This is a genomic window from Enterobacter sp. Acro-832 (assembly GCF_011752745.1).
Lineage (GTDB): Bacteria > Pseudomonadota > Gammaproteobacteria > Enterobacterales > Enterobacteriaceae > Enterobacter > Enterobacter quasiroggenkampii.
Genome location: NZ_VWWX01000003.1, coordinates 592,900 through 611,848, shown reverse-complemented (window position 1 = coordinate 611,848; position 18,949 = coordinate 592,900). Strand labels below are relative to the sequence as shown.

The window sequence follows — 18,949 nt, the reverse complement described above, 5'->3', positions numbered from 1 at the left end:
GTAAAATCCCGCATGCGTTCAATCGGCAAAATTACGCCAGATATCCTGAATATCTTCCATCAGGAAGCCGCGGTAGAGCAAAAAGCGCTGGATTTTGACTTTTTCTGAAAATTCACGCGGCAGCGGTTCGCCGTACTTACGAATAGCTTGCTCTTTTGCCAGCTCGCACCAGTCAATGTCGCATTCGCGCATCGCTTTTTCGATGGACTCCCGGGCCACCCCTTTCTGGTTTAGCTCCTGCCGGATGCGCGCGGGCCCGTATCCCTTGCGGCCACGGCTGGCGAGAAACCGCGTGGCAAAACGCTCGTCATCAAGATAGCGATGCTCATAGCACCATGCGATGACGCGGTCATAATCTTCCGCAGTGGCATCAATCTCTTCCGGGCCGTTTTTACTCATCACCGGTGCCGACAGTTTTCGCCGCAGCTCCTGTTCACTGTGGTCACGAACGGCCAGGATGCGCACCGCGCGATCCAGTAGGCGTGCATACGCGGGTCGACGTGTTGTCGGTTCACTCATAAAAAAACCTGCTGATTCAGAAATGCAAAAAGGGCCGCATCAGCAGCCCTTCATTGTTAAACGAAAGAATTAAAAGTCTTCGTTAGTTTCTTCAGCATCCGCGCTATCAACCGCGAAATCTGGCGTGGAGTCCTGGTTGTTCAGCAGCAGCTCACGCACTTTCTTCTCGATCTCTTTCGCCGCAGCCGGGTTCTCTTTCAGCCAGGAGATGGCATTCGCTTTACCCTGACCAATCTTGTCACCGTTGTAGCTGTACCAGGCGCCCGCTTTTTCAATCAGCTTCTCTTTCACGCCCAGGTCAACCAGCTCACCGAAGAAGTTAATACCTTCGCCGTAGAGGATCTGGAACTCAGCCTGCTTGAACGGCGCAGCGATTTTGTTCTTCACAACCTTGACGCGGGTTTCGCTACCCACCACGTTCTCACCCTCTTTCACCGCGCCAATACGGCGGATATCCAGACGGACAGAGGCGTAGAATTTCAGGGCGTTACCCCCGGTCGTGGTTTCCGGGTTACCGAACATCACGCCAATTTTCATACGGATCTGGTTGATGAAGATCAGCAGCGTGTTGGACTGCTTCAGGTTACCCGCCAGCTTACGCATCGCCTGGCTCATCATACGTGCCGCGAGGCCCATGTGAGAGTCGCCGATTTCACCTTCGATTTCCGCTTTTGGCGTCAGTGCAGCAACGGAGTCGACCACGATAACGTCAACAGCACCAGAACGCGCCAGCGCGTCACAAATTTCCAGCGCCTGCTCACCGGTGTCCGGCTGAGAACACAGCAGGTTGTCGATATCGACGCCCAGCTTACGGGCATACACAGGGTCCAGCGCGTGCTCGGCATCGATAAACGCACAGGTTTTACCTTCGCGCTGTGCTGCGGCAATGACCTGCAGCGTCAGGGTGGTTTTACCGGAGGACTCTGGCCCGTAGATCTCTACGATACGGCCCATAGGCAGACCGCCAGCGCCCAGCGCGATATCCAGAGAAAGCGAACCGGTGGAGATGGTTTCCACATCCATGGAACGGTCTTCACCCAGGCGCATGATGGAGCCTTTACCGAATTGCTTTTCGATCTGGCCCAGTGCTGCCGCCAACGCTTTCTGTTTGTTTTCGTCGATAGCCATTATTACTCCTGTCATGCCGGGAGAAGCGACTGTGCTTCACCGTGGATTTCTGTTCTGTTGGTGCAATTATACTGTATGGTCATACAGTATCAAGTGTTTTGTAGAAATTGTTGCCAGAGCGTTTTTAACGCATAAACGGTTGCCTGACGACGCACGCTTTCGCGATCGCCGCTAAAGCACTCCCGGCGGGTGATCCCTTCACCTTTCGCGGTGGCAAAACCAAACCAGACGGTGCCGACAGGCTTCACGTCGCTGCCGCCGTCCGGCCCCGCGATGCCGCTAATGGAAATGGCGAAATCAGCACGCGCCGCTTTGAGCGCGCCAATCGCCATCTCGATGACCACCGGTTCGCTGACCGCGCCGTGCTGTTCCAGCGTGGATTCGCGCACGCCAATCATCTGTGCTTTAGCTTCGTTACTGTAGGTCACAAATCCGCGTTCAAACCAGGCGGAACTGCCGGCAATATCGGTAATCGCTTTCGCCACCCAGCCGCCGGTGCAGGACTCAGCGGTGGTAAGGGTCGCCCCACGTTGCTTAAGCGCAAGGCCAACTATCTCGCTAAGCTGCATCAATTCATGGTCAGTCATTCTCGCTCCAGGCATCAGAAAAACGTGCTGCACAAGATAGCACTTTCTCGTCAGATGTGGGGATGCGCTTCGGGTTTTACGAGGGTGCTTCAGAAAAAAGCCGGTGCGGGCGCACCGGCCGTGGAAAAGTTATTTCATGCTGTTGGCGAGCGTATTCACATTGTGGCGAAACGCCTTAACGTAGGTGTCTGCCACCCCGCCTTTGGCCGACAGCGCTTCGGGGTAAAGCTCGCCCCCCGGCTGCGCGCCCGTCGCGGATGCAATTTGCTTCACCAGACGCGGATCGAGCTGATTTTCCATAAACCAGGTTTTTACGCCGTCGGCTTTGATCTGATTGATAATCTCAGCAACCTGCGCCGCGCTGGCCTCGCTCTCGGAGGACAGTCCCTGCGGCGCCATAAACCTCACGCCGTAGGCACGGCTGAAATAGCCGAACGCGTCATGGCTGGTCAACACGTTACGCTTCGCCTGCGGGATCTGGCTAAAGCGCGTTTTGGCCCAGCTATCCAGCTGGTTAAGCTGCGTGATATAGGGTTTACCGGAGGCTTCCAGCGCGGCTTTGTCCTGCGGATCGGCTTTCACCAGCCCGTTCAGAATATTTTGTGCATATAACGCCCCGTTCGCCGCGCTGTTCCAGGCGTGCGGATCGGTCACGGTCTTTCCATCTTCCTCAAGCGTGTGGGTTTTCACCCCGGTTGAGGCGACGACCAGCTGTCCTTTGAACCCGGAGGCCTTCACCAGACGGTCAAGCCAGCCCTCCAGCCCCAGGCCGTTTACCACCACCACATCGGCTTTGCTTAGTGCCGCGCTGTCTTTCGGCGACGGCTCGAAGGTATGCGGATCGCCATCCGGCCCCACCAGCGTCGTCACCTTCACATGGTCACCGCCCACCTCCTGGGTGATATCCCCCAGTATCGAAAAGCTGGTGACCACATTCAGCGTTTTCGCCATCACGCCGTGCGACATCATCCCCAGCGCGAGCGCCACTGCTAATCCTGTACGTTTCATCGTTTCCCCTTGCGTTAAAAATACGCCCGCAGACTGCCAGCGAGCCTGCTTCGCGTACCCAATAAAATGGAAATAAAGAACAGCGCGCTGGCGGTGAGCACGATGGATGGCCCGGCCGGAAGACTCATCGCCCAGGAGAGGCTCAGCCCCAGCCATGCGCAAAAAATACCGCTGATGCCCGCCATCAGGAGTAACGCCGGTAGCGTGCGTACCCAGCAGCGAGCTGCCACAGCCGGCAGCATCATCAGACCAACGGCCATCAGCGTGCCGAGCACCTGAAAACCGGCCACCAGGTTAAGAACCAGCAGCGCCAGAAACAGTCCGTGCAGCAGGCCGGGCAACCAGCGGGCGTTCACCTGTAGCCAGGCGGTGTCAAACGCTTCGGTAACCAGCCCGCGATAGAACATCGCCAGCACAATAAGGGTGAACATGCACACGCCCGTGACAAACAGCGCAGCGTCGTTGTCCACGGCGAGGATGGAGCCAAACAGCAAATGCAGCAGATCGACATTCGACCCACGAAGCGACACCAGCGTAACCCCCAACGCCAGTGAGCCGAGATAAAACCCGGCAAAGCTGGCATCTTCCTTAAGCGGCGTGCGGCGGCTGACCAGACCGGCCAGCAGCGCCACGGTAATGCCCGCGATAAAACCGCCGATACTCATCGCCAGCAGCGACATGCCGCTGAGCAAGTATCCCACGGCGACGCCCGGTAAAATGGCGTGCGAAAGGGCATCGCCCATCAGGCTCATTCTCCGCAGCTGAAGAAACACGCCGAGCGCGGTGGTGCTGACCGAGAGCGCCAGGCAAACCACCAGCGCGCGACGCATAAAGCCGTACTCGATAAACGGCTGAAAAAAGAGATGCCAGATCATGCCACCCTCACCCGCTCGGTTTTCCATTGAGGAACGTCAGCATCTAGCCGTAACGTCTGCGGGAAGTGGCGCGACACGCGCTCGCTGTCGTGCAGTACCGCGAGCAGCGTTTGCCCCTGCATATACATCTCCAGCATCACATCCATCAGCACGTTGCAGGTGGCCTCATCGACCCCGGTAAAGGGCTCATCCAGCATCACCAGCGGCGCCTGCTGCACCAGGACGCGGGCGAACAGCATGCGCTGGAACTGGCCGCCGGAGAGCTCATCGATGGTGGATAACGCCATGGATTCCAGCCCGACGCGCTCAAGCGCGCTGGCAATGCGCAGCCGCGTTTCGCGGCGAAACCCGGAAAACAGCGAAATGCCAGGCCAGCAGCCCATGCTTACCACGTCCCGAACGGTTAGCGGAAACTGCGCCTCCAGCGCGTGGCGCTGTGCCAGCCAGCCAATCACCGGGCGCTTTCCCTGCCAGCGAAAACCGCCGCTTACGGGCGGAATAAACCCGGCGAGCGTTTTCAGTAAGGTAGATTTCCCGCAGCCGTTAGCGCCGACAATCGCGGTCATACTTCCATGCGCAATCGTGCCCGAGAGGGGTCGCGTCACGGGCTGGCGTTCATAACCCGCGACCAGGTCATTCATCACAATCATGGCAACGCCACCGCCCAGCGCACGGCCAGCCCGAGAAAGACAATAAGCACCAGCGCCAGCAAAAGCCGAACCGGAGCAGACAGAGAAAAAAGGGACGTTGACATCTCGACACCAGTTTAAATGTTATAACATAACAATAATGAAAGGTGGTTAAGATGTAAATGGCAGGTTTGAAAAGGGAGTGTGGCGAAATGTTTCTGCAAAACGCCCTCTGCCGTGGGAGAGGGCGTCAGGTCGCACCGTATGCGCAGCCATGCCGGGTGGCGGCGTTGCCTTACCCGGCCTACCCGTCGGGGTAACTTACTGACTAAACGGTGACGCCGCCGGCACGCGGGCCTGCGATACCGCCAGCCCCAGCTGCCATACGGCCATCGCATAGTGGGTGCTGTGGTTATAGCGGGTGATGGTGTAGAAGTTCGGCAGTCCGTACCAGTACTGATAGCCCGTTCCAACATCCAGACGCAGCAGGCTCGCCTGCTGTGCATTGCCCAGCGGCTGCGTTGGCGTTAAGCCTGCCGCGGTCAGCTGCGAAATGCTGTAGTTAGTTTTGAAGCCGTTTTCCAGCCCCGGTGCCTGGCCGTTCGCCTGCACCGCCACCTGGCCGCCCGGCACCCAGCCGTGCGCTTTGAAGTAGTTCGCCACGCTGCCGATGGCATCCACCGGATCCCACAGGTTGATATGACCATCTCCGTTAAAGTCGACGGCATACTGTTTATAGGACGACGGCATAAACTGGCCGTAACCCATCGCGCCGGCAAACGACCCTTTCAGATCGAGCGGATCGTCCTGTTCGTTACGCGCCATCAGCAGGAAGGTTTCCAGCTCGGAAGAGAAATACTCCGCGCGGCGCGGATAGTTAAAGGAGAGCGTCGCCAGCGCGTCAAGGATGCGGGTTTTGCCCATCACGCGGCCCCAGCGGGTTTCCACGCCGATAATCCCGACGATGATTTCAGGCGGTACGCCGTACACCTGCCACGCGCGGTTGAGCGCCTCTTCATACTGATTCCAGAACGCCACGCCGTTTTGCACGTTGTCCGGGGTAATGAACTGTTTGCGATAGCGCAGCCACGCCCCGTTTGGCCCGCTCGGCACCTGGGCCGTCGGCGCCTGTCTGTCCATCAGGCGCAGCACGTAGTCCAGACGCTTGGCCTGAGACAAAATTTCGTGCAGCTGCTGTCTGTCAAAGCCGTGTTTGCTCACCATTTTATCGATGAACTGCTCGGCCGCCGGGTTATTCGCGAAGTCGCCGCCCATCTGCATCATATTGTGCTGCGGCTCCAGCAGGAATCCTCCGGAAGGCGCGCCCGCCGTTTGCTGAACGGCTTCGGTCTTAGGTTTGCTACTACAGGCAGACAGCAGAATAAGCGCAGGCAACAGCGCTGCATAACGACGCTTGAACATGAGACATCCATTTAACGGGTTCGATAAGAACCCAGTATGGTAAAGCATCCGCAACACCTCAAGGAAGCGGTACGCACCTCCCCAACGCAAATCCGTGCTTTTTTCCCCCGAAAATCATTCACCACATCAATTAACTTTCAAAATAATACATTTTTCTTTCATTGTGAGACCTAACTAACACTTTAAAACCTTTCAAAGTGATTATTATTAGCCGCAGATAGACAAAAACAAACGCCCTACAGGAGAGAAGAATGATAGAAACCATCACCCACGGCGCCGAGTGGTTCATCGGGCTGTTTCAGAAAGGCGGAGAAGTGTTCACCGGCATGGTGACCGGCATCCTGCCCCTGCTGATCAGCCTGCTGGTTATCATGAACGCGCTGATTAACTTTATCGGGCAACAGCGTATTGAACGCTTCGCCCAGCGCTGCGCCGGAAACCCGCTGTCCCGCTACCTGATACTGCCCTTTATCGGCACATTCGTGTTCTGCAACCCGATGACCTTAAGCCTCGGCCGCTTTATGCCAGAGAAGTACAAGCCGAGCTATTACGCCGCCGCCTCCTACAGCTGCCATTCGATGAACGGCCTGTTCCCGCACATCAACCCCGGCGAGCTGTTCGTTTATCTCGGGATCGCCAGCGGCCTTACCACGCTTGGTCTGCCGCTCGGCCCGCTGGCGGTGAGCTACCTGCTGGTCGGTCTGGTCACCAACTTCTTCCGCGGCTGGGTGACCGACCTCACCACCGCTATTTTCGAGAAAAAAATGGGCATCCAGCTTGAACAGAAGGTCCATCTTTCAGGAGCCACAGCATGAACCGGATCCGCATTGAGAAAGGCACGGGTGGCTGGGGCGGCCCGCTGGAGTTCGACGCCACCGAAGGCAAAAAGATTGTTTACATCACCGCGGGTACCCGCCCGGCGATCGTCGACAGGCTGCGCGAGCTGACGGGCTGGGAAGCGGTCGACGGCTTCAAGGAAGGCGAACCGCCGGAAGCGGAAATTGGCGTGGCGGTGATCGACTGCGGCGGCACGCTGCGCTGCGGCATCTATCCGAAGCGCCGCATTCCAACGGTGAACATTCACTCCACCGGAAAATCCGGCCCGCTGGCGCAGTACATTCTTGAAGACATTTATGTCTCGGGCGTGAAGGAGGACAACATCACGCTGGTGGATGGGACTCCCGCGCCGCAAAAAGCGGCTCCGCGCGAGTACGACACCAGCAAGAAAATTACCGAGCAGAGCGATGGCCTGCTGGCGAAAGTCGGGATGGGCATGGGTTCCGCCGTGGCGGTGCTGTTCCAGTCCGGGCGCGACACCATCGACACGGTGCTGAAGACCATTCTGCCGTTTATGGCGTTCGTCTCGGCGCTGATTGGCATCATCATGGCCTCCGGCCTGGGCGACTGGATTGCCCATGGGCTCGCCCCGCTCGCCAGCCACCCGCTTGGGCTGGTGACGCTGGCGCTGATCTGCTCCTTCCCGCTGCTGTCGCCGTTCCTCGGCCCGGGCGCGGTGATTGCTCAGGTCATCGGCGTGCTGATTGGCGTGCAGATTGGTCTGGGGAACATTCCCCCGCACCTCGCCCTGCCCGCCCTGTTTGCCATTAACGCCCAGGCGGCGTGCGACTTTATCCCTGTGGGGCTGTCGCTGGCCGAAGCGCGCCAGGACACCGTGCGCGTGGGCGTGCCGTCCGTGCTGGTCAGCCGCTTCCTGACGGGCGCGCCGACGGTGCTGATTGCCTGGTTTGTTTCCGGCTTTATTTATCAATAAGAGGTGCCTGCCATGACCGTGATTTACCAGACCACCATTACCCGCATCGGCCAGAGCGCCGCCGACGCGCTGAGCGACCAGATGCTGATCACCTTTCGCGAAGGGGCGCCTGCTGATATCGAAGAGTTTTGCTTCATCCACTGCCACGGCGAGCTGAACGGTGAGCTGAAGGCCGGGAGCCAGCTGGAGCTGGGCGAGGCGCGCTATGCCGTGACCGCCGTCGGCGACGTCGCTGAACAAAACCTGCGCGAGCTGGGCCACATCACCCTGCGTTTCGACGGCCAGCCGCAGGCGGAGTATCCCGGCACGGTGCACGTTGAGGGTCCGGTTCCGCAGGCTGTTACCCCAGGCTGCACGTTAAAATTTGTTGCGTAATTAAGGAGATAGACATGAGTCAGGTTGCCGTTGTCATTGGTGGGGGACAAACCTTAGGCGAGTTCCTCTGCCGTGGGCTTGCCGCAGAGGGTTACCGCGTGGCGGTAGTGGACATCCAGAGTGAAAAAGCCGCCCGCGTGGCGGACACCATCAACACCGAGTTTGGTGAAGGAATGGCGTACGGGTTTGGCGCCGACGCCACCAGCGAGCAGAGCGTGATGGCGCTGGCCCGCGGCGTGGACGAGATTTTTGGCCGTACCGACCTGCTGGTCTACAGCGCGGGAATTGCGAAAGCGGCCTTTATCAGCGATTTCGAGCTGGGGGATTTTGACCGCTCGCTGCAGGTCAATCTGGTGGGCTATTTCCTCTGTGCCCGCGAGTTTTCCCGTCTGATGATCCGCGACGGCATTCAGGGGCGCATCATTCAGATCAACTCTAAATCGGGGAAAGTGGGCAGCAAGCATAACTCCGGCTACAGCGCGGCGAAGTTTGGCGGCGTGGGGCTGACGCAGTCTCTGGCGCTGGATCTGGCCGAATACGGCATTACCGTTCACTCGCTGATGCTGGGCAACCTGCTGAAATCGCCGATGTTCCAGTCCCTACTGCCGCAGTACGCCACCAAGCTCGGCATCAAAGCGGAAGAAGTGGAGCAGTACTACATCGATAAAGTGCCGCTCAAGCGCGGGTGTGATTACCAGGACGTGCTGAACATGCTGCTGTTTTACGCCAGCCCGAAAGCCTCGTACTGCACCGGACAGTCGATTAACGTCACCGGCGGGCAGGTGATGTTCTGAGTTCATTCCCCGGTGGCGCTGCGCTTACCGGGGCTACAATCCCCACAGGCCGGGTAAGGCGCAGCCGCCACCCGGCCATTAAAGGAGCAGATATGGTTACCGCACTCATCACCGTCGCCGCCCTCGCCTGGCTCTGCCAGATGGCGTTCGGCGGCTGGCAAATCCACCAGTTTAACCGCGCGTTTGACGCCCTGTGCCAGAAAGGCCGCGTGGGCGTCGGACGTTCCGGCGGACGCTTTAAACCACGCGTCGTCGTGGCTATTGCGCTGGATGAAAACAATAACGTCTGCGATTCCCTCATCATGCGCGGCATGACCGTCTTTGCCCGTCCGGTGAAAATCCAGGCAATTAACGGCATTTCGCTGCAGGAATTACAGCCTGATGTGATCTTTCCCCATGATCCACTCTGTCAGAATGCACTATCATTAGCGCTTAATCTGAAACATGGATAATTTCGTTGTGAAAGCTATAGACTTGCGAAATTATCATTTCGCAACCTAAGGAACGAAGCGCCTATGAAACCTCGTCAGCGGCAGGCGGCCATTCTTGAGCATCTGCAAAAGCAGGGAAAATGCTCGGTAGAGGATCTGGCCCACTACTTTGACACCACCGGCACAACGATACGCAAGGACCTCGTATTGCTCGAAAACTCTGGCGCCGTCATTCGAACCTACGGCGGCGTGGTGCTCAATAAAGACGAAGCGGACCCGCCTATCGACCACAAAACGCTGATCAACACCCACCAGAAAGCGCTGATTGCCGAAGCCGCCGTAAAATTTATCCACGATGGCGACTCCATCATTCTGGATGCCGGCAGCACCGTCCTGCAGATGATCCCGCTGCTCAGCCGCTTTAACAACATCACGGTGATGACCAACAGCCTGCATATCGTCAACGCCCTGTCGGAGTTCGACAGCGAGCAGACCATCCTGATGCCCGGCGGCACCTTCCGCAAAAAATCGGCGTCGTTTCACGGACAGCTGGCGGAGAACGCCTTCGACCACTTCAGCTTTGATAAACTGTTCATGGGCACCGACGGCATCGATCTGAACGCGGGCGTCACGACGTTCAACGAAGTGTTCAGCGTCAGTAAAGCCATGTGCAACGCCGCGCGGGAAGTGATTTTGATGGCAGACTCGTCGAAGTTTGGCCGCAAAAGCCCCAACATTGTCTGTAGCCTGGAAAGCGTCGACAAGCTGATTACCGACGCGGGTATCGATCCGGCGTTCAAAAAAGCGCTGGAAGAGAAAGGCATCGACGTGATTGTAACCGGAGAGAGAGATGAGTGATTTTCTGTTAGAAACGGGCCGCCAGACGCTGATGCTGGAGCTGCAGGAAGCCAGCCGCCTGCCGGAACGTCTGGGCGAGGATTTTGTCCGTGCCGCCAACACCATTATCCACTGCGAAGGCAAAGTGATCGTGGCGGGCATCGGTAAATCCGGCCATATCGGCAAAAAGATTGCCGCGACGCTGGCCAGCACCGGCACCCCGGCGTTCTTCGTGCATCCTGCAGAGGCGCTGCACGGCGATCTGGGAATGATTGAGAGCCGCGACGTGATGCTGTTTATCTCCTACTCCGGTTCGGCCAAAGAGCTGGACCTGATTATTCCGCGTCTGCAGGAAAAATCGGTTGCCCTGCTGGCGATGACCGGGAAATCCCGCTCACCGCTGGCGCTGGCCGCCAAAGCGACGCTGGATATTTCCGTTGAGCGTGAAGCCTGTCCGATGCACCTCGCCCCGACCTCCAGCACCGTGAATACCCTGATGATGGGCGACGCGCTGGCGATGGCGGTGATGCAGGCGCGCGGGTTTAACGAAGAAGATTTCGCCCGCTCGCATCCGGCGGGGGCGCTCGGGGCACGCCTGCTCAACAAGGTTCACCACCTGATGCGCACTGACGATGCGATTCCGCAGGTCAAACTCAATACCAGCGTCATGGACGCGATGCTGGAGCTCAGCCGCACCGGTCTGGGGCTGGTGGCGGTGTGCGATGACGACGGGTACGTCAAAGGCGTATTCACCGACGGCGACCTGCGCCGCTGGCTGGTGGGCGGTGGCAAGCTGGAAACCAAAGTGTCGGACGCCATGACCCAGGGCGGGCTGACGCTGAACGCCGAGAGCCGCGCCATTGAAGCCAAAGAGGTGCTAATGAAGCGCAAAATCACCGCCGCACCGGTGGTGGATGACACCGGCAGGCTGTGCGGTGCCATCAACCTGCAGGATTTCTATCAGGCCGGGATTATCTAACCCTTCAGCCCGAGACGCTTCGCCAGCCGGTGCAGGTTGGCGACGTCCATCTCCAGCGCCCGGGCGCACGCCGCCCAGTTGCGGTTGTTCTGATCCAGCGCGCGGATAATCATCTGACGCTGAAACGCCTCTGTCGCGTCACGCAGGTTTTCGCTCGTTATCTCCGGAGCTGTATGGGCAATCGTGGGTGCGGTTTCATCATGCTGCGCAAAATGCCGGGCATGTATAACCACTTCATCACCCGAACGCGTCGCTCGCGCCAGCACCACCGCACGGTGAATCGCGTGTTCCAGCTCGCGCACGTTGCCCGGCCAGCCGTAGCTCAGCAGATGCGCCCTCGCCCCCGGACTCAGCACCACGCGGGAAAGCCCCATCCTGAGACGGCACTGTTCGCAGAAATAGCCCGCCAGCAGTACCACGTCGTCCCCGCGCTCGCGCAGCGGCGGAACGGTAAGCGGGAACACGCTCAGGCGGTGGAACAGGTCGGCGCGGAACTGCCCGGCCAGCACCGCCTCACGCAGGTCGCGGTTGGTCGCCGCCAGCACGCGCACATCCACTCTTAAGCTGCGGTCATCCCCCACACGCTGGATATCGCCGTACTGTAATACGCGCAGAAGTTTGGCCTGTAGCGACAGAGAGAGCTCGCCTATTTCATCCAGAAACAGCGTACCGTTATCGGCCATTTCGAACTTGCCGCTGCGGTTGCTGATGGCGCCGGTAAACGCCCCTTTGACGTGACCAAACAATTCGCTTTCCGCCACGCTTTCCGGCAGCGCGGCGCAGTTGAGGTACACCAGCGGATTGACCGCGCGCGGCGACGCTTCATGAATCGACTTCGCCACCAGCTCCTTGCCGGTGCCGGTCTCCCCGAAGATCAGCACGTTCAAATCGGACGCGGCGACAATCTCAATCTCTTTTTTGAGCTGCGCCATGCCCGGAGAGAGGCCAATCATCTCCGTGTGCGTGACCTGCTCAAACGACGCCGGGCTGCCGGGAAGGATATTCTGGCTCTCCAGCTGTTCAATCAGCAGCGCGTTGTTAAGCGCCCCGGCGGCCAGCGCCGCAATGAGGCGCAACTCTTCATCACTGAAAGTATCGAACTGGTCCGGCGACATGCCGTCGAGGGTCAGCGCCCCAATCAGGTTTTGCCCGGCAAACAGCGGCAAGCCAATACAGGCGTGCACCTTCAGGCTCTCCTGTCCGGGAATCAGCCCGTCGTACGGGTCGGGCAGATCGCTGTCCGCCGGGAAGCGCACCACGTCACCCGCGCGGGCAATGGTCTCCAGACGTGGATGGCCTTCAAGGGTAAAGCGCCGCCCGAGCACATCCTTCGCCAGGCCGTCGATCGCCAGGGGAATAAACTGCCGCCCTTCGTAGCGCAGCAGCGCCGAGGCGTCGCACGCCAGCACGTGGCGCAGCGTGGAGATCAGCCGCTGAAAGCGGTCCTGATGGCCGATACCGGTTTGCAGCTCAATGGCGATCTTCGCCAGCACATCTACGGAAAAGCTCATGTCTGCCTCGCTGTCATTTTGACAATGCATATTGTCATAGTGACACTGTTTTGGATAGTCATAATGACTACTCATTACGGATCATAAAAATTTTAATTTATAAAAATCAATAAATTAAAAGTTGGCACGCAGCTTGATATAAGCAAACCATCCTATTTGAAAAACGCGATATTACGCTGAGGTTTGCTATGTCTATTCTGGTTAAAAATAACATTCATTGGGTGGGTCAACGTGACTGGGAAGTGCGCGATTTCCACGGGACGGAATATAAAACGCTGCGCGGCAGCAGCTATAACAGCTATCTCATCCGCGAAGGAAAAAACGTGCTGATCGATACCGTCGATCACAAGTTCAGCCGCGAGTTCGTGCAGAACCTGCGCGGTGAAATCGACCTGAACGCCATCGACTACATCATCATCAACCATGCGGAGGAGGATCATGCCGGTGCCCTGACCGAGCTGATGTCGTATATTCCGGACACTCCGATCTACTGCACCACCAACGCCATCGACTCGATCAACGGTCATCACCACCATCCGGAGTGGAACTTCCACACCGTGAAAACGGGCGACGCGCTGGATATCGGCAATGGCAAGCAGCTGATCTTCGTGGAAACGCCCATGCTGCACTGGCCGGACAGCATGATGACCTACATGACCGGCGACGCGGTGCTGTTCAGCAACGACGCCTTCGGCCAGCACTACTGCGACGAACGCCTGTTTAATGACGAAGTGGATCAGACCGAGCTTTTCGAGCAGTGCCAACGGTACTACGCCAACATCCTGACCCCGTTCAGCCGTCTGGTCACGCCAAAAATCACCGAGATCCTCGGCTTTAACCTGCCGGTGGAGATGATTGCCACCTCTCACGGCGTGGTGTGGCGTGAAAACCCCACCCAGATCGTCGAGCTGTACCTGAAATGGGCGGCGGATTATCAGGAAGACCGCATTACGATCTTCTACGACACCATGTCCAACAACACCCGCATGATGGCGGATGCCATTGCCCAGGGCATCAACGAAGTGGACCCGAACGTGGCGGTGAAAATCTTCAACGTGGCGCGCAGCGATAAGAACGAGGTTTTAACCAACGTTTTCCGCTCTAAGGGCGTGCTGGTGGGCACCTCCACCATGAATAACGTGATGATGCCGAAGATTGCCGGTCTGGTCGAAGAGATGACCGGCCTGCGTTTTCGCAACAAGCGCGCCAGCGCCTTTGGCTCCCACGGCTGGAGCGGCGGCGCGGTCGACCGCCTTTCCACCCGTTTACAGGATGCAGGGTTTGAGATGTCGATGAGCCTGAAGGCGAAATGGCGGCCGGATATCGATGCCCTGGAAATCTGCCGCCAGCACGGTCGCGACATTGCCCGTCAGTGGGCGCTCGCACCGCTGTCGGAAACCGCCCCCGCCGCGGCGGTTGCGCCGGAAGCCGAAGCAAAAGCTGCCGCTGCCGACCTCGGTCCTTGCATGCAGTGCAGCGTATGCCAGTGGATTTACGACCCGGAACGGGGCGAACCACTGCAGGATGTCGCCCCGGGCACGCCGTGGAGTGAGGTGCCGGACAACTTCCTCTGCCCGGAATGTTCCCTCGGGAAAGACGTCTTTGATGAACTGGCAACGGAGGCAAAATGAACCACGGCATCGTCATTATCGGCTCGGGCTTTGCCGCCCGCCAGCTGGTGAAAAATATCCGCAAACAGGATGCTAACGTGCCATTGACGCTGATCGCCGCCGACAGCATGGACGAGTACAACAAGCCTGATTTAAGCCACGTCATGAGCCAGAACCAGCGCGCCGACGATCTCACCCGCCAGACGGCGGGGGCGTTCGCAGAACAGTTTAACCTGCGTCTGTTTCCGTACACCTGGGTCACCGATATCGACGCCGACGCCCGTCTGGTGAAAGCGAAAGATAAAACCTGGCAGTACGACAAGCTGGTGCTGGCCACGGGTGCCTCTGCGTTTGTGCCGCCGGTTGAGGGCCGCGAGCTGATGGTCACGCTCAACAGCCAGCATGCGTATCAGGCCAGCGAAACGGAGCTTCGCGACGCCACGCGGGTGATGATTGTCGGCGGCGGGCTGATCGGCACCGAACTGGCGATGGATTTCTGCCGTGCGGGTAAATCCGTCACCCTGGTCGACCACGCGGCAAGCATTCTGTCGGCGCTGATGCCCGCTGAAGTGAGCAGCCGCTTACAGCATCATCTGACCGACATGGGCGTCCATCTGCTGTTGAAATCGCAGCTGCAGAGCCTGAGCAAAACCGGCAGCGGCATGCGTGCAACGCTCGACCGCAACCGCAGCGTGGAAGTGGATGTGGTGATTGCGGCGACAGGGTTGCGCTCAGAAATGGCACTGGCGCATCGCGCAGGCGCCGAAATCAACCGCGGCGTGAAGGTGGACTGCTACCTGCAAACTACTCAGCCGGACATTTATGCCCTGGGCGACTGCGCGGAAATTAACGGCCAGGTGCTGCCCTTTTTACAGCCGATTCAATTAAGCGCGCTGTCTCTGGCGAAAAACCTGCTCGGCGGCACTACGCCGGTGAAATTACCCGCCATGCTGGTCAAAGTGAAAACGCCGGAATTACCGCTGCATCTCGCGGGCGAAACGCAGCGTCAGGATCTGGACTGGCAGATTGCCCTTTCGCCGCAGGGCATGGTGGCGCGCGGCATCGATGCTGACGGTCAGATGCGCGCCTTTGTCGTCAGTGAAGACAGGATGAAAGAGGCCTTCTCCCTGCTGAAATCGCTCCCTGCTTAACCCCCGTATTGCCGGGTGGCGCTCCGCTTACCCGGCCTATATGCAGACCCGTGCAAGCGTAGCGCAACCGGACTGGGTCGGTCAGGAACGTACCACCAGCGCGTCGTAGCCGCGCCAGCGGTAATTCGCCATGGAAATCAGCCAGCAGGCGACAAACAGACCCACGACGACAAACCCGGCGTTGCCCAGATTGTCGTTCACCGCGCCAATCAGATCCCAGAGGCCGCCGCTGAGGGCAAATTTATCCATCAGCAGACCCAGCGCTTCCAGCCCGCCGATAAACAGCGCCACCACCACGGAGGTGCCGGTGATGGTCATGTTGTAGTAGAGCTTGCGCTGCGGCTTGTTAAACGCCCAGCCGTAGGCGCCGACCATCAGCAGGTTGTCGAGGGTATCCACCAGCGCCATGCCGCTGGCGAAGAGTGCCGGAAAGATCATGATTGACCACACCGACATCCCGCTGGACGCGCTGGCGGCAGAGATCCCCAGCACGCCGATCTCGGTGGCCGTATCAAAGCCGAGACCAAACAGGAAGCCAACCAGGTACATCTGCCAGCTTTTATTGACGAGGCGGAAGGTCTTGCCAAACAGCCAGTTCATTACCCCGCCCTGAGCAGGTAGCGTGATGTCGTCCTGCACGGGCCTGCCGTGTTTCAGCGCCTGAAAACTGCGCCAGACGCCGCGCAGGATCACCATATTCACCAGCGCCATCGCCAGCAGGAAGGTCGCGGAAACGGCGGTACCAATCAGGCTACCGGTTTCGTGGAACCACGCCATGTTCTTCTGAAACGCCGTGGCGGTAGCGGCGATGGCAATGGAAGCCAGCACCACGATGGTGGAGTGGCCCAGCGAGAACCACGCCCCCACGCCGGACGGGCGTTTGCCCTGCTGCATCATCTTACGCGTCACGGTATCTATGGCTGCAATGTGGTCAGCGTCCACCGCATGACGCAGTCCGTAGCACCACGCCAGCAGGCTTGCCGCCATCAGCGCCGTGCTGCCGCTAAAGGTGTGCCATGCCCATCCCCAGGCCAGCAGGTTTGCCATTACCAGAGCCAGCAGCAGAAGCGCGGCGCGAGGTTCATTGCGTAACAGTCGTAACATTTTTAGTCCTTTGTAAACATGACCGGGCAGCGGCGACCACCGCCTGCCCGAAGGAGATCGCTCCGTCACCTGCGGGCAGGCGCGAAGGAAAAAGAAGCGTAAAGTCAGAAAGATAATGACGCAGACGCGCGCGCAGCAGACGGTTGTGTAATACCCCGCCGCTGAGACAGATTGTCGACAGCGACAGGCGCCGGGCATGAAACGCGGCGAGCTCCGCCAGCCCTTTTGCCAGCGCATCGTGAAACGCCCAGGCGCGCGCGCAGGGTTCCGCCTGCCAGCTCAGCCACTGCTGCCAGAAAAGCACGAGGTTATCCACTTCCAGCGTCACCGGATGGTCGACACCCGCGCACTGCGATGCCAGGGCTTCCAGCCGGCAGGCCGCTTCCCCTTCGTAACGCTGCGTGTCGATGCTGAGCGCACAGGCAACCGCGTCAAACAGGCGACCACAGGAAGAAGCTCGCGGCGCGTTGATGCCACGCTGGATCGCCGTCGCCAGCAACGCCCAGTTCTGGCGCTGAACCGCATGGGTTTCCGGGTACTGCTGCCAGTCGGGCACAAACGCCAGGCAGTGGGCGAGCAGATTACGCCACGGCTGCATGGCCGCCAGATCGCCGCCCGGCAGCGCAACGGCAGGCAGACCACCCAAATGCGCATAGTCGCGATAGCTGACCCGCAGGCACTCTCCGCCCCACAGCGCGCCGTTTTCCCCCATGCCGATCCCGTCCAGCGTCAGGGCGATAACGTCTCCGCCATCGCGCGGCCAGCCGTTTTCGGCCAGGCACGCCGCGGCGTGGGCGTGATGGTGGTGTACCTCTTCAAGGGGCAACGCCTGCGCCTGCGCCCACTGACGAGCGCGATATCCCGGATGGGCATCGCCCACCACGCGCTCCGGCTGGAAGGCGTAAATGTCCTGCATCACCGACAGCGCGGAACGCCACTGCGCTTCCACCCCCTCGTCACCGAGATCGCCAAAATGCTGGCTCAGCACCGCCTGATTCCCACGCACCAGGCAGAAGGTGTTTTTCATCTCCGCCCCGGTGCACAGCATGGCGGGGATATTGTCGAACCCGGCAGGCAGCGTGATGGCATCGGGCACAAAACCGCGCGCGCGGCGCAGCATCGCACCGTCCCGATCCATCACCGAATCGTCCATCCGCTGCAGAATATCGCGGTTATGCAGCAGGAAACCGTCCGCGATGCCGCTGAGCTCATCCAGCGCCTGCCGGTTGGTGATGGCAGGTGGTCTGCCGCTGAGGTTGCCGGAGGTCATCACCAGCGGGCACTGGCAGTCCATCATGAGAAGGTGCTGCAGCGGGTTCGCAGGAAGCATGATGCCGACGGAATCCAGACCGGGTGCGATACCTTCCGGGAACACGGGCAGCCAGGCTTTTGGCGTGAGCACAATGGGTGCGGCGGGTGAGCGTAGCAGCGTCTGAACCGTCTCCGGCAGGTCATCCGCATGCGGGATCATCACCGCCAGCGGCTTCGCGGGCCGCTGCTTGCGTGACCGAAGCGTCGCGATCGCCTGCGGGTTACGCGCGTCACAGACGAGGTGAAAGCCCCCCAGCCCTTTGACGGCGACAATACCGCCGCTTTTCAGCATCGCCACCGCCGCGCGCAGCGCAGCGTCGCGCTCAGCTGTCATGTCTCCCGCACGCCACATAAGCCCGGGCCCGCAGTCCGGGCAGGCGACCGGCTGGGCGTGAAAACGGCGGTCGGCAGGATTGCGGTATTCGGCTTCACACGGCCCACAGAGCGGGAACGGCGCCATTGCCGTGGCCGGGCGGTCGTAGGGCATGGCGCGGATAATGGTAAACCGCGGCCCGCAGTGGGTGCAGTTGATAAACGGATAGCGATAACGGCGTTCGCGTGGGTCGCCCATCTCAGCCAGACACGCCGGGCAGGTCGCCGCATCGGGGACAATCTGGGTGTCCATCGTCCCGGCCGCGCTGTGGCGGATGGTAAAGTCCTCCGGCACGCGCGACCAGGTAAACGGCTGCGCTTCCACGCGGTCAATGCGTGCCAGCGGCGGGCAGTCCTGATGCAGCCTCGCGGTAAAGGCCCCCCCATTACCCGCGAGGCGCACCAGCACGCCCTCTCCGTCATTGCAGACGTCACCGGTCAACTGAAGCGCCTGCGCCAGTTGCCAGACGAAGGGACGAAACCCGACGCCCTGCACTTTGCCGCGCACCCGCAGCTGAACGCCGTTGCTGCTCAT

19 protein-coding genes are annotated in these 18,949 nt (G+C 59.6%); 9 read left to right on the top strand and 10 right to left on the bottom strand.

Features of this window, described 5'->3' with window-relative positions:
• Window positions 1–18 precede the first annotated feature (18 nt).
• From recX to mltB, 7 genes are all read right to left on the bottom strand, one after another.
• A complete protein-coding gene (recX, locus tag F3J31_RS14350) occupies window positions 19–519 on the bottom strand; it encodes a recombination regulator RecX (protein WP_167213759.1) in 501 nt (166 codons plus the stop codon).
• Between the two features lie 69 nt (window positions 520–588).
• On the bottom strand, window positions 589–1,647 hold the full coding sequence (gene recA, locus F3J31_RS14345; protein ID WP_024907698.1) for a recombinase RecA: 1,059 nt from the start codon (window positions 1,645–1,647) through the stop codon (window positions 589–591).
• An 89-nt stretch (window positions 1,648–1,736) separates the two neighbouring features.
• The gene (pncC, locus tag F3J31_RS14340) at window positions 1,737–2,234 is read right to left on the bottom strand and encodes a nicotinamide-nucleotide amidase (protein WP_045908520.1); all 498 of its coding nucleotides are present in this window, start codon (window positions 2,232–2,234) and stop codon (window positions 1,737–1,739) included.
• Between the two features lie 129 nt (window positions 2,235–2,363).
• A complete protein-coding gene (locus F3J31_RS14335; protein ID WP_048029245.1) occupies window positions 2,364–3,242 on the bottom strand; it encodes a metal ABC transporter substrate-binding protein in 879 nt (292 codons plus the stop codon).
• Between the two features lie 14 nt (window positions 3,243–3,256).
• Complete coding sequence (locus F3J31_RS14330; protein ID WP_024907701.1) at window positions 3,257–4,117, bottom strand: metal ABC transporter permease; 861 nt, start codon at window positions 4,115–4,117, stop codon at window positions 3,257–3,259.
• Entirely contained in the window at window positions 4,114–4,767 is a 654-nt protein-coding gene (locus F3J31_RS14325) for an ATP-binding cassette domain-containing protein (protein ID WP_167213756.1), read from the bottom strand. Before F3J31_RS14325 ends, F3J31_RS14330 begins: the two co-directional genes overlap by 4 nt.
• Window positions 4,768–5,067: 300 nt before the next feature.
• Window positions 5,068–6,168, bottom strand: coding sequence for a lytic murein transglycosylase B (gene mltB, locus F3J31_RS14320; protein WP_045908517.1), 1,101 nt, complete (start codon window positions 6,166–6,168; stop codon window positions 5,068–5,070).
• 251 nt (window positions 6,169–6,419) lie between these two features.
• Here mltB and srlA point away from each other — a divergent pair, with 251 nt between their 5' ends.
• The 7 genes from srlA to gutQ all read left to right on the top strand — a co-directional run bounded on the left by srlA (window position 6,420) and on the right by gutQ (window position 11,355).
• Entirely contained in the window at window positions 6,420–6,983 is a 564-nt protein-coding gene (gene srlA / locus F3J31_RS14315) for a PTS glucitol/sorbitol transporter subunit IIC (protein WP_003862164.1), read from the top strand.
• Window positions 6,980–7,939, top strand: coding sequence for a PTS glucitol/sorbitol transporter subunit IIB (locus F3J31_RS14310; RefSeq protein WP_167213753.1), 960 nt, complete (start codon window positions 6,980–6,982; stop codon window positions 7,937–7,939). Before srlA ends, F3J31_RS14310 begins: the two co-directional genes overlap by 4 nt.
• Before the next feature lie 12 nt (window positions 7,940–7,951).
• The gene (gene srlB, locus F3J31_RS14305) at window positions 7,952–8,314 is read left to right on the top strand and encodes a PTS glucitol/sorbitol transporter subunit IIA (protein WP_022649147.1); all 363 of its coding nucleotides are present in this window, start codon (window positions 7,952–7,954) and stop codon (window positions 8,312–8,314) included.
• A gap of 14 nt (window positions 8,315–8,328) precedes the next feature.
• Entirely contained in the window at window positions 8,329–9,108 is a 780-nt protein-coding gene (gene srlD / locus F3J31_RS14300) for a sorbitol-6-phosphate dehydrogenase (RefSeq protein WP_023294411.1), read from the top strand.
• A gap of 92 nt (window positions 9,109–9,200) precedes the next feature.
• On the top strand, window positions 9,201–9,560 hold the full coding sequence (gene gutM, locus F3J31_RS14295; protein ID WP_045908515.1) for a transcriptional regulator GutM: 360 nt from the start codon (window positions 9,201–9,203) through the stop codon (window positions 9,558–9,560).
• A 63-nt stretch (window positions 9,561–9,623) separates the two neighbouring features.
• Window positions 9,624–10,397, top strand: a complete 774-nt coding sequence (locus F3J31_RS14290) for a DNA-binding transcriptional repressor (RefSeq protein ID WP_032640855.1) — start codon at window positions 9,624–9,626, stop codon at window positions 10,395–10,397.
• Window positions 10,390–11,355 carry an arabinose-5-phosphate isomerase GutQ gene (gutQ, locus tag F3J31_RS14285; RefSeq protein ID WP_069720350.1) on the top strand — a complete coding sequence of 322 codons (966 nt, stop codon included), beginning with the start codon at window positions 10,390–10,392 and terminating at the stop codon, window positions 11,353–11,355. Before F3J31_RS14290 ends, gutQ begins: the two co-directional genes overlap by 8 nt.
• Here the strand turns inward: gutQ and norR are convergent.
• A complete protein-coding gene (gene norR, locus F3J31_RS14280) occupies window positions 11,352–12,866 on the bottom strand; it encodes a nitric oxide reductase transcriptional regulator NorR (RefSeq protein ID WP_205246254.1) in 1,515 nt (504 codons plus the stop codon). The two genes, gutQ and norR, sit on opposite strands and share 4 nt — an antisense overlap.
• A 188-nt stretch (window positions 12,867–13,054) precedes the next feature.
• On the opposite strand from norR, the gene norV reads away from it, so the two are divergent.
• Window positions 13,055–14,497, top strand: a complete 1,443-nt coding sequence (gene norV / locus F3J31_RS14275; protein ID WP_167213747.1) for an anaerobic nitric oxide reductase flavorubredoxin — start codon at window positions 13,055–13,057, stop codon at window positions 14,495–14,497.
• Entirely contained in the window at window positions 14,494–15,627 is a 1,134-nt protein-coding gene (gene norW / locus F3J31_RS14270) for an NADH:flavorubredoxin reductase NorW (protein WP_167213745.1), read from the top strand. Before norV ends, norW begins: the two co-directional genes overlap by 4 nt.
• An 81-nt stretch (window positions 15,628–15,708) precedes the next feature.
• Here the strand turns inward: norW and F3J31_RS14265 are convergent, their stop codons facing one another.
• Window positions 15,709–16,731 carry a HoxN/HupN/NixA family nickel/cobalt transporter gene (locus tag F3J31_RS14265; RefSeq protein WP_045418135.1) on the bottom strand — a complete coding sequence of 341 codons (1,023 nt, stop codon included), beginning with the start codon at window positions 16,729–16,731 and terminating at the stop codon, window positions 15,709–15,711.
• Window positions 16,709–18,949: a carbamoyltransferase HypF gene (gene hypF, locus F3J31_RS14260; RefSeq protein ID WP_167213741.1), complete on the bottom strand. Its 2,241-nt coding sequence runs from the start codon at window positions 18,947–18,949 to the stop codon at window positions 16,709–16,711. The genes F3J31_RS14265 and hypF overlap by 23 nt, the downstream gene beginning before the upstream one ends.

Bases quoted from the DNA above. Each gene is read 5' to 3' on its own strand.
- recX (WP_167213759.1), bottom strand. From the start codon at position 519: ATGAGTGAACCGACAACACGTCGACCCGCGTATGCACGCCTACTGGAT.
- recA (WP_024907698.1), bottom strand. From the start codon at position 1,647: ATGGCTATCGACGAAAACAAACAGAAAGCGTTGGCGGCAGCACTGGGC.
- pncC (WP_045908520.1), bottom strand. From the start codon at position 2,234: ATGACTGACCATGAATTGATGCAGCTTAGCGAGATAGTTGGCCTTGCG.
- F3J31_RS14335 (WP_048029245.1), bottom strand. From the start codon at position 3,242: ATGAAACGTACAGGATTAGCAGTGGCGCTCGCGCTGGGGATGATGTCG.
- F3J31_RS14330 (WP_024907701.1), bottom strand. From the start codon at position 4,117: ATGATCTGGCATCTCTTTTTTCAGCCGTTTATCGAGTACGGCTTTATG.
- F3J31_RS14325 (WP_167213756.1), bottom strand. From the start codon at position 4,767: ATGATTGTGATGAATGACCTGGTCGCGGGTTATGAACGCCAGCCCGTG.
- mltB (WP_045908517.1), bottom strand. From the start codon at position 6,168: ATGTTCAAGCGTCGTTATGCAGCGCTGTTGCCTGCGCTTATTCTGCTG.
- srlA (WP_003862164.1), top strand. From the start codon at position 6,420: ATGATAGAAACCATCACCCACGGCGCCGAGTGGTTCATCGGGCTGTTT.
- F3J31_RS14310 (WP_167213753.1), top strand. From the start codon at position 6,980: ATGAACCGGATCCGCATTGAGAAAGGCACGGGTGGCTGGGGCGGCCCG.
- srlB (WP_022649147.1), top strand. From the start codon at position 7,952: ATGACCGTGATTTACCAGACCACCATTACCCGCATCGGCCAGAGCGCC.
- srlD (WP_023294411.1), top strand. From the start codon at position 8,329: ATGAGTCAGGTTGCCGTTGTCATTGGTGGGGGACAAACCTTAGGCGAG.
- gutM (WP_045908515.1), top strand. From the start codon at position 9,201: ATGGTTACCGCACTCATCACCGTCGCCGCCCTCGCCTGGCTCTGCCAG.
- F3J31_RS14290 (WP_032640855.1), top strand. From the start codon at position 9,624: ATGAAACCTCGTCAGCGGCAGGCGGCCATTCTTGAGCATCTGCAAAAG.
- gutQ (WP_069720350.1), top strand. From the start codon at position 10,390: ATGAGTGATTTTCTGTTAGAAACGGGCCGCCAGACGCTGATGCTGGAG.
- norR (WP_205246254.1), bottom strand. From the start codon at position 12,866: ATGAGCTTTTCCGTAGATGTGCTGGCGAAGATCGCCATTGAGCTGCAA.
- norV (WP_167213747.1), top strand. From the start codon at position 13,055: ATGTCTATTCTGGTTAAAAATAACATTCATTGGGTGGGTCAACGTGAC.
- norW (WP_167213745.1), top strand. From the start codon at position 14,494: ATGAACCACGGCATCGTCATTATCGGCTCGGGCTTTGCCGCCCGCCAG.
- F3J31_RS14265 (WP_045418135.1), bottom strand. From the start codon at position 16,731: ATGTTACGACTGTTACGCAATGAACCTCGCGCCGCGCTTCTGCTGCTG.
- hypF (WP_167213741.1), bottom strand. From the start codon at position 18,949: ATGAGCAGCAACGGCGTTCAGCTGCGGGTGCGCGGCAAAGTGCAGGGC.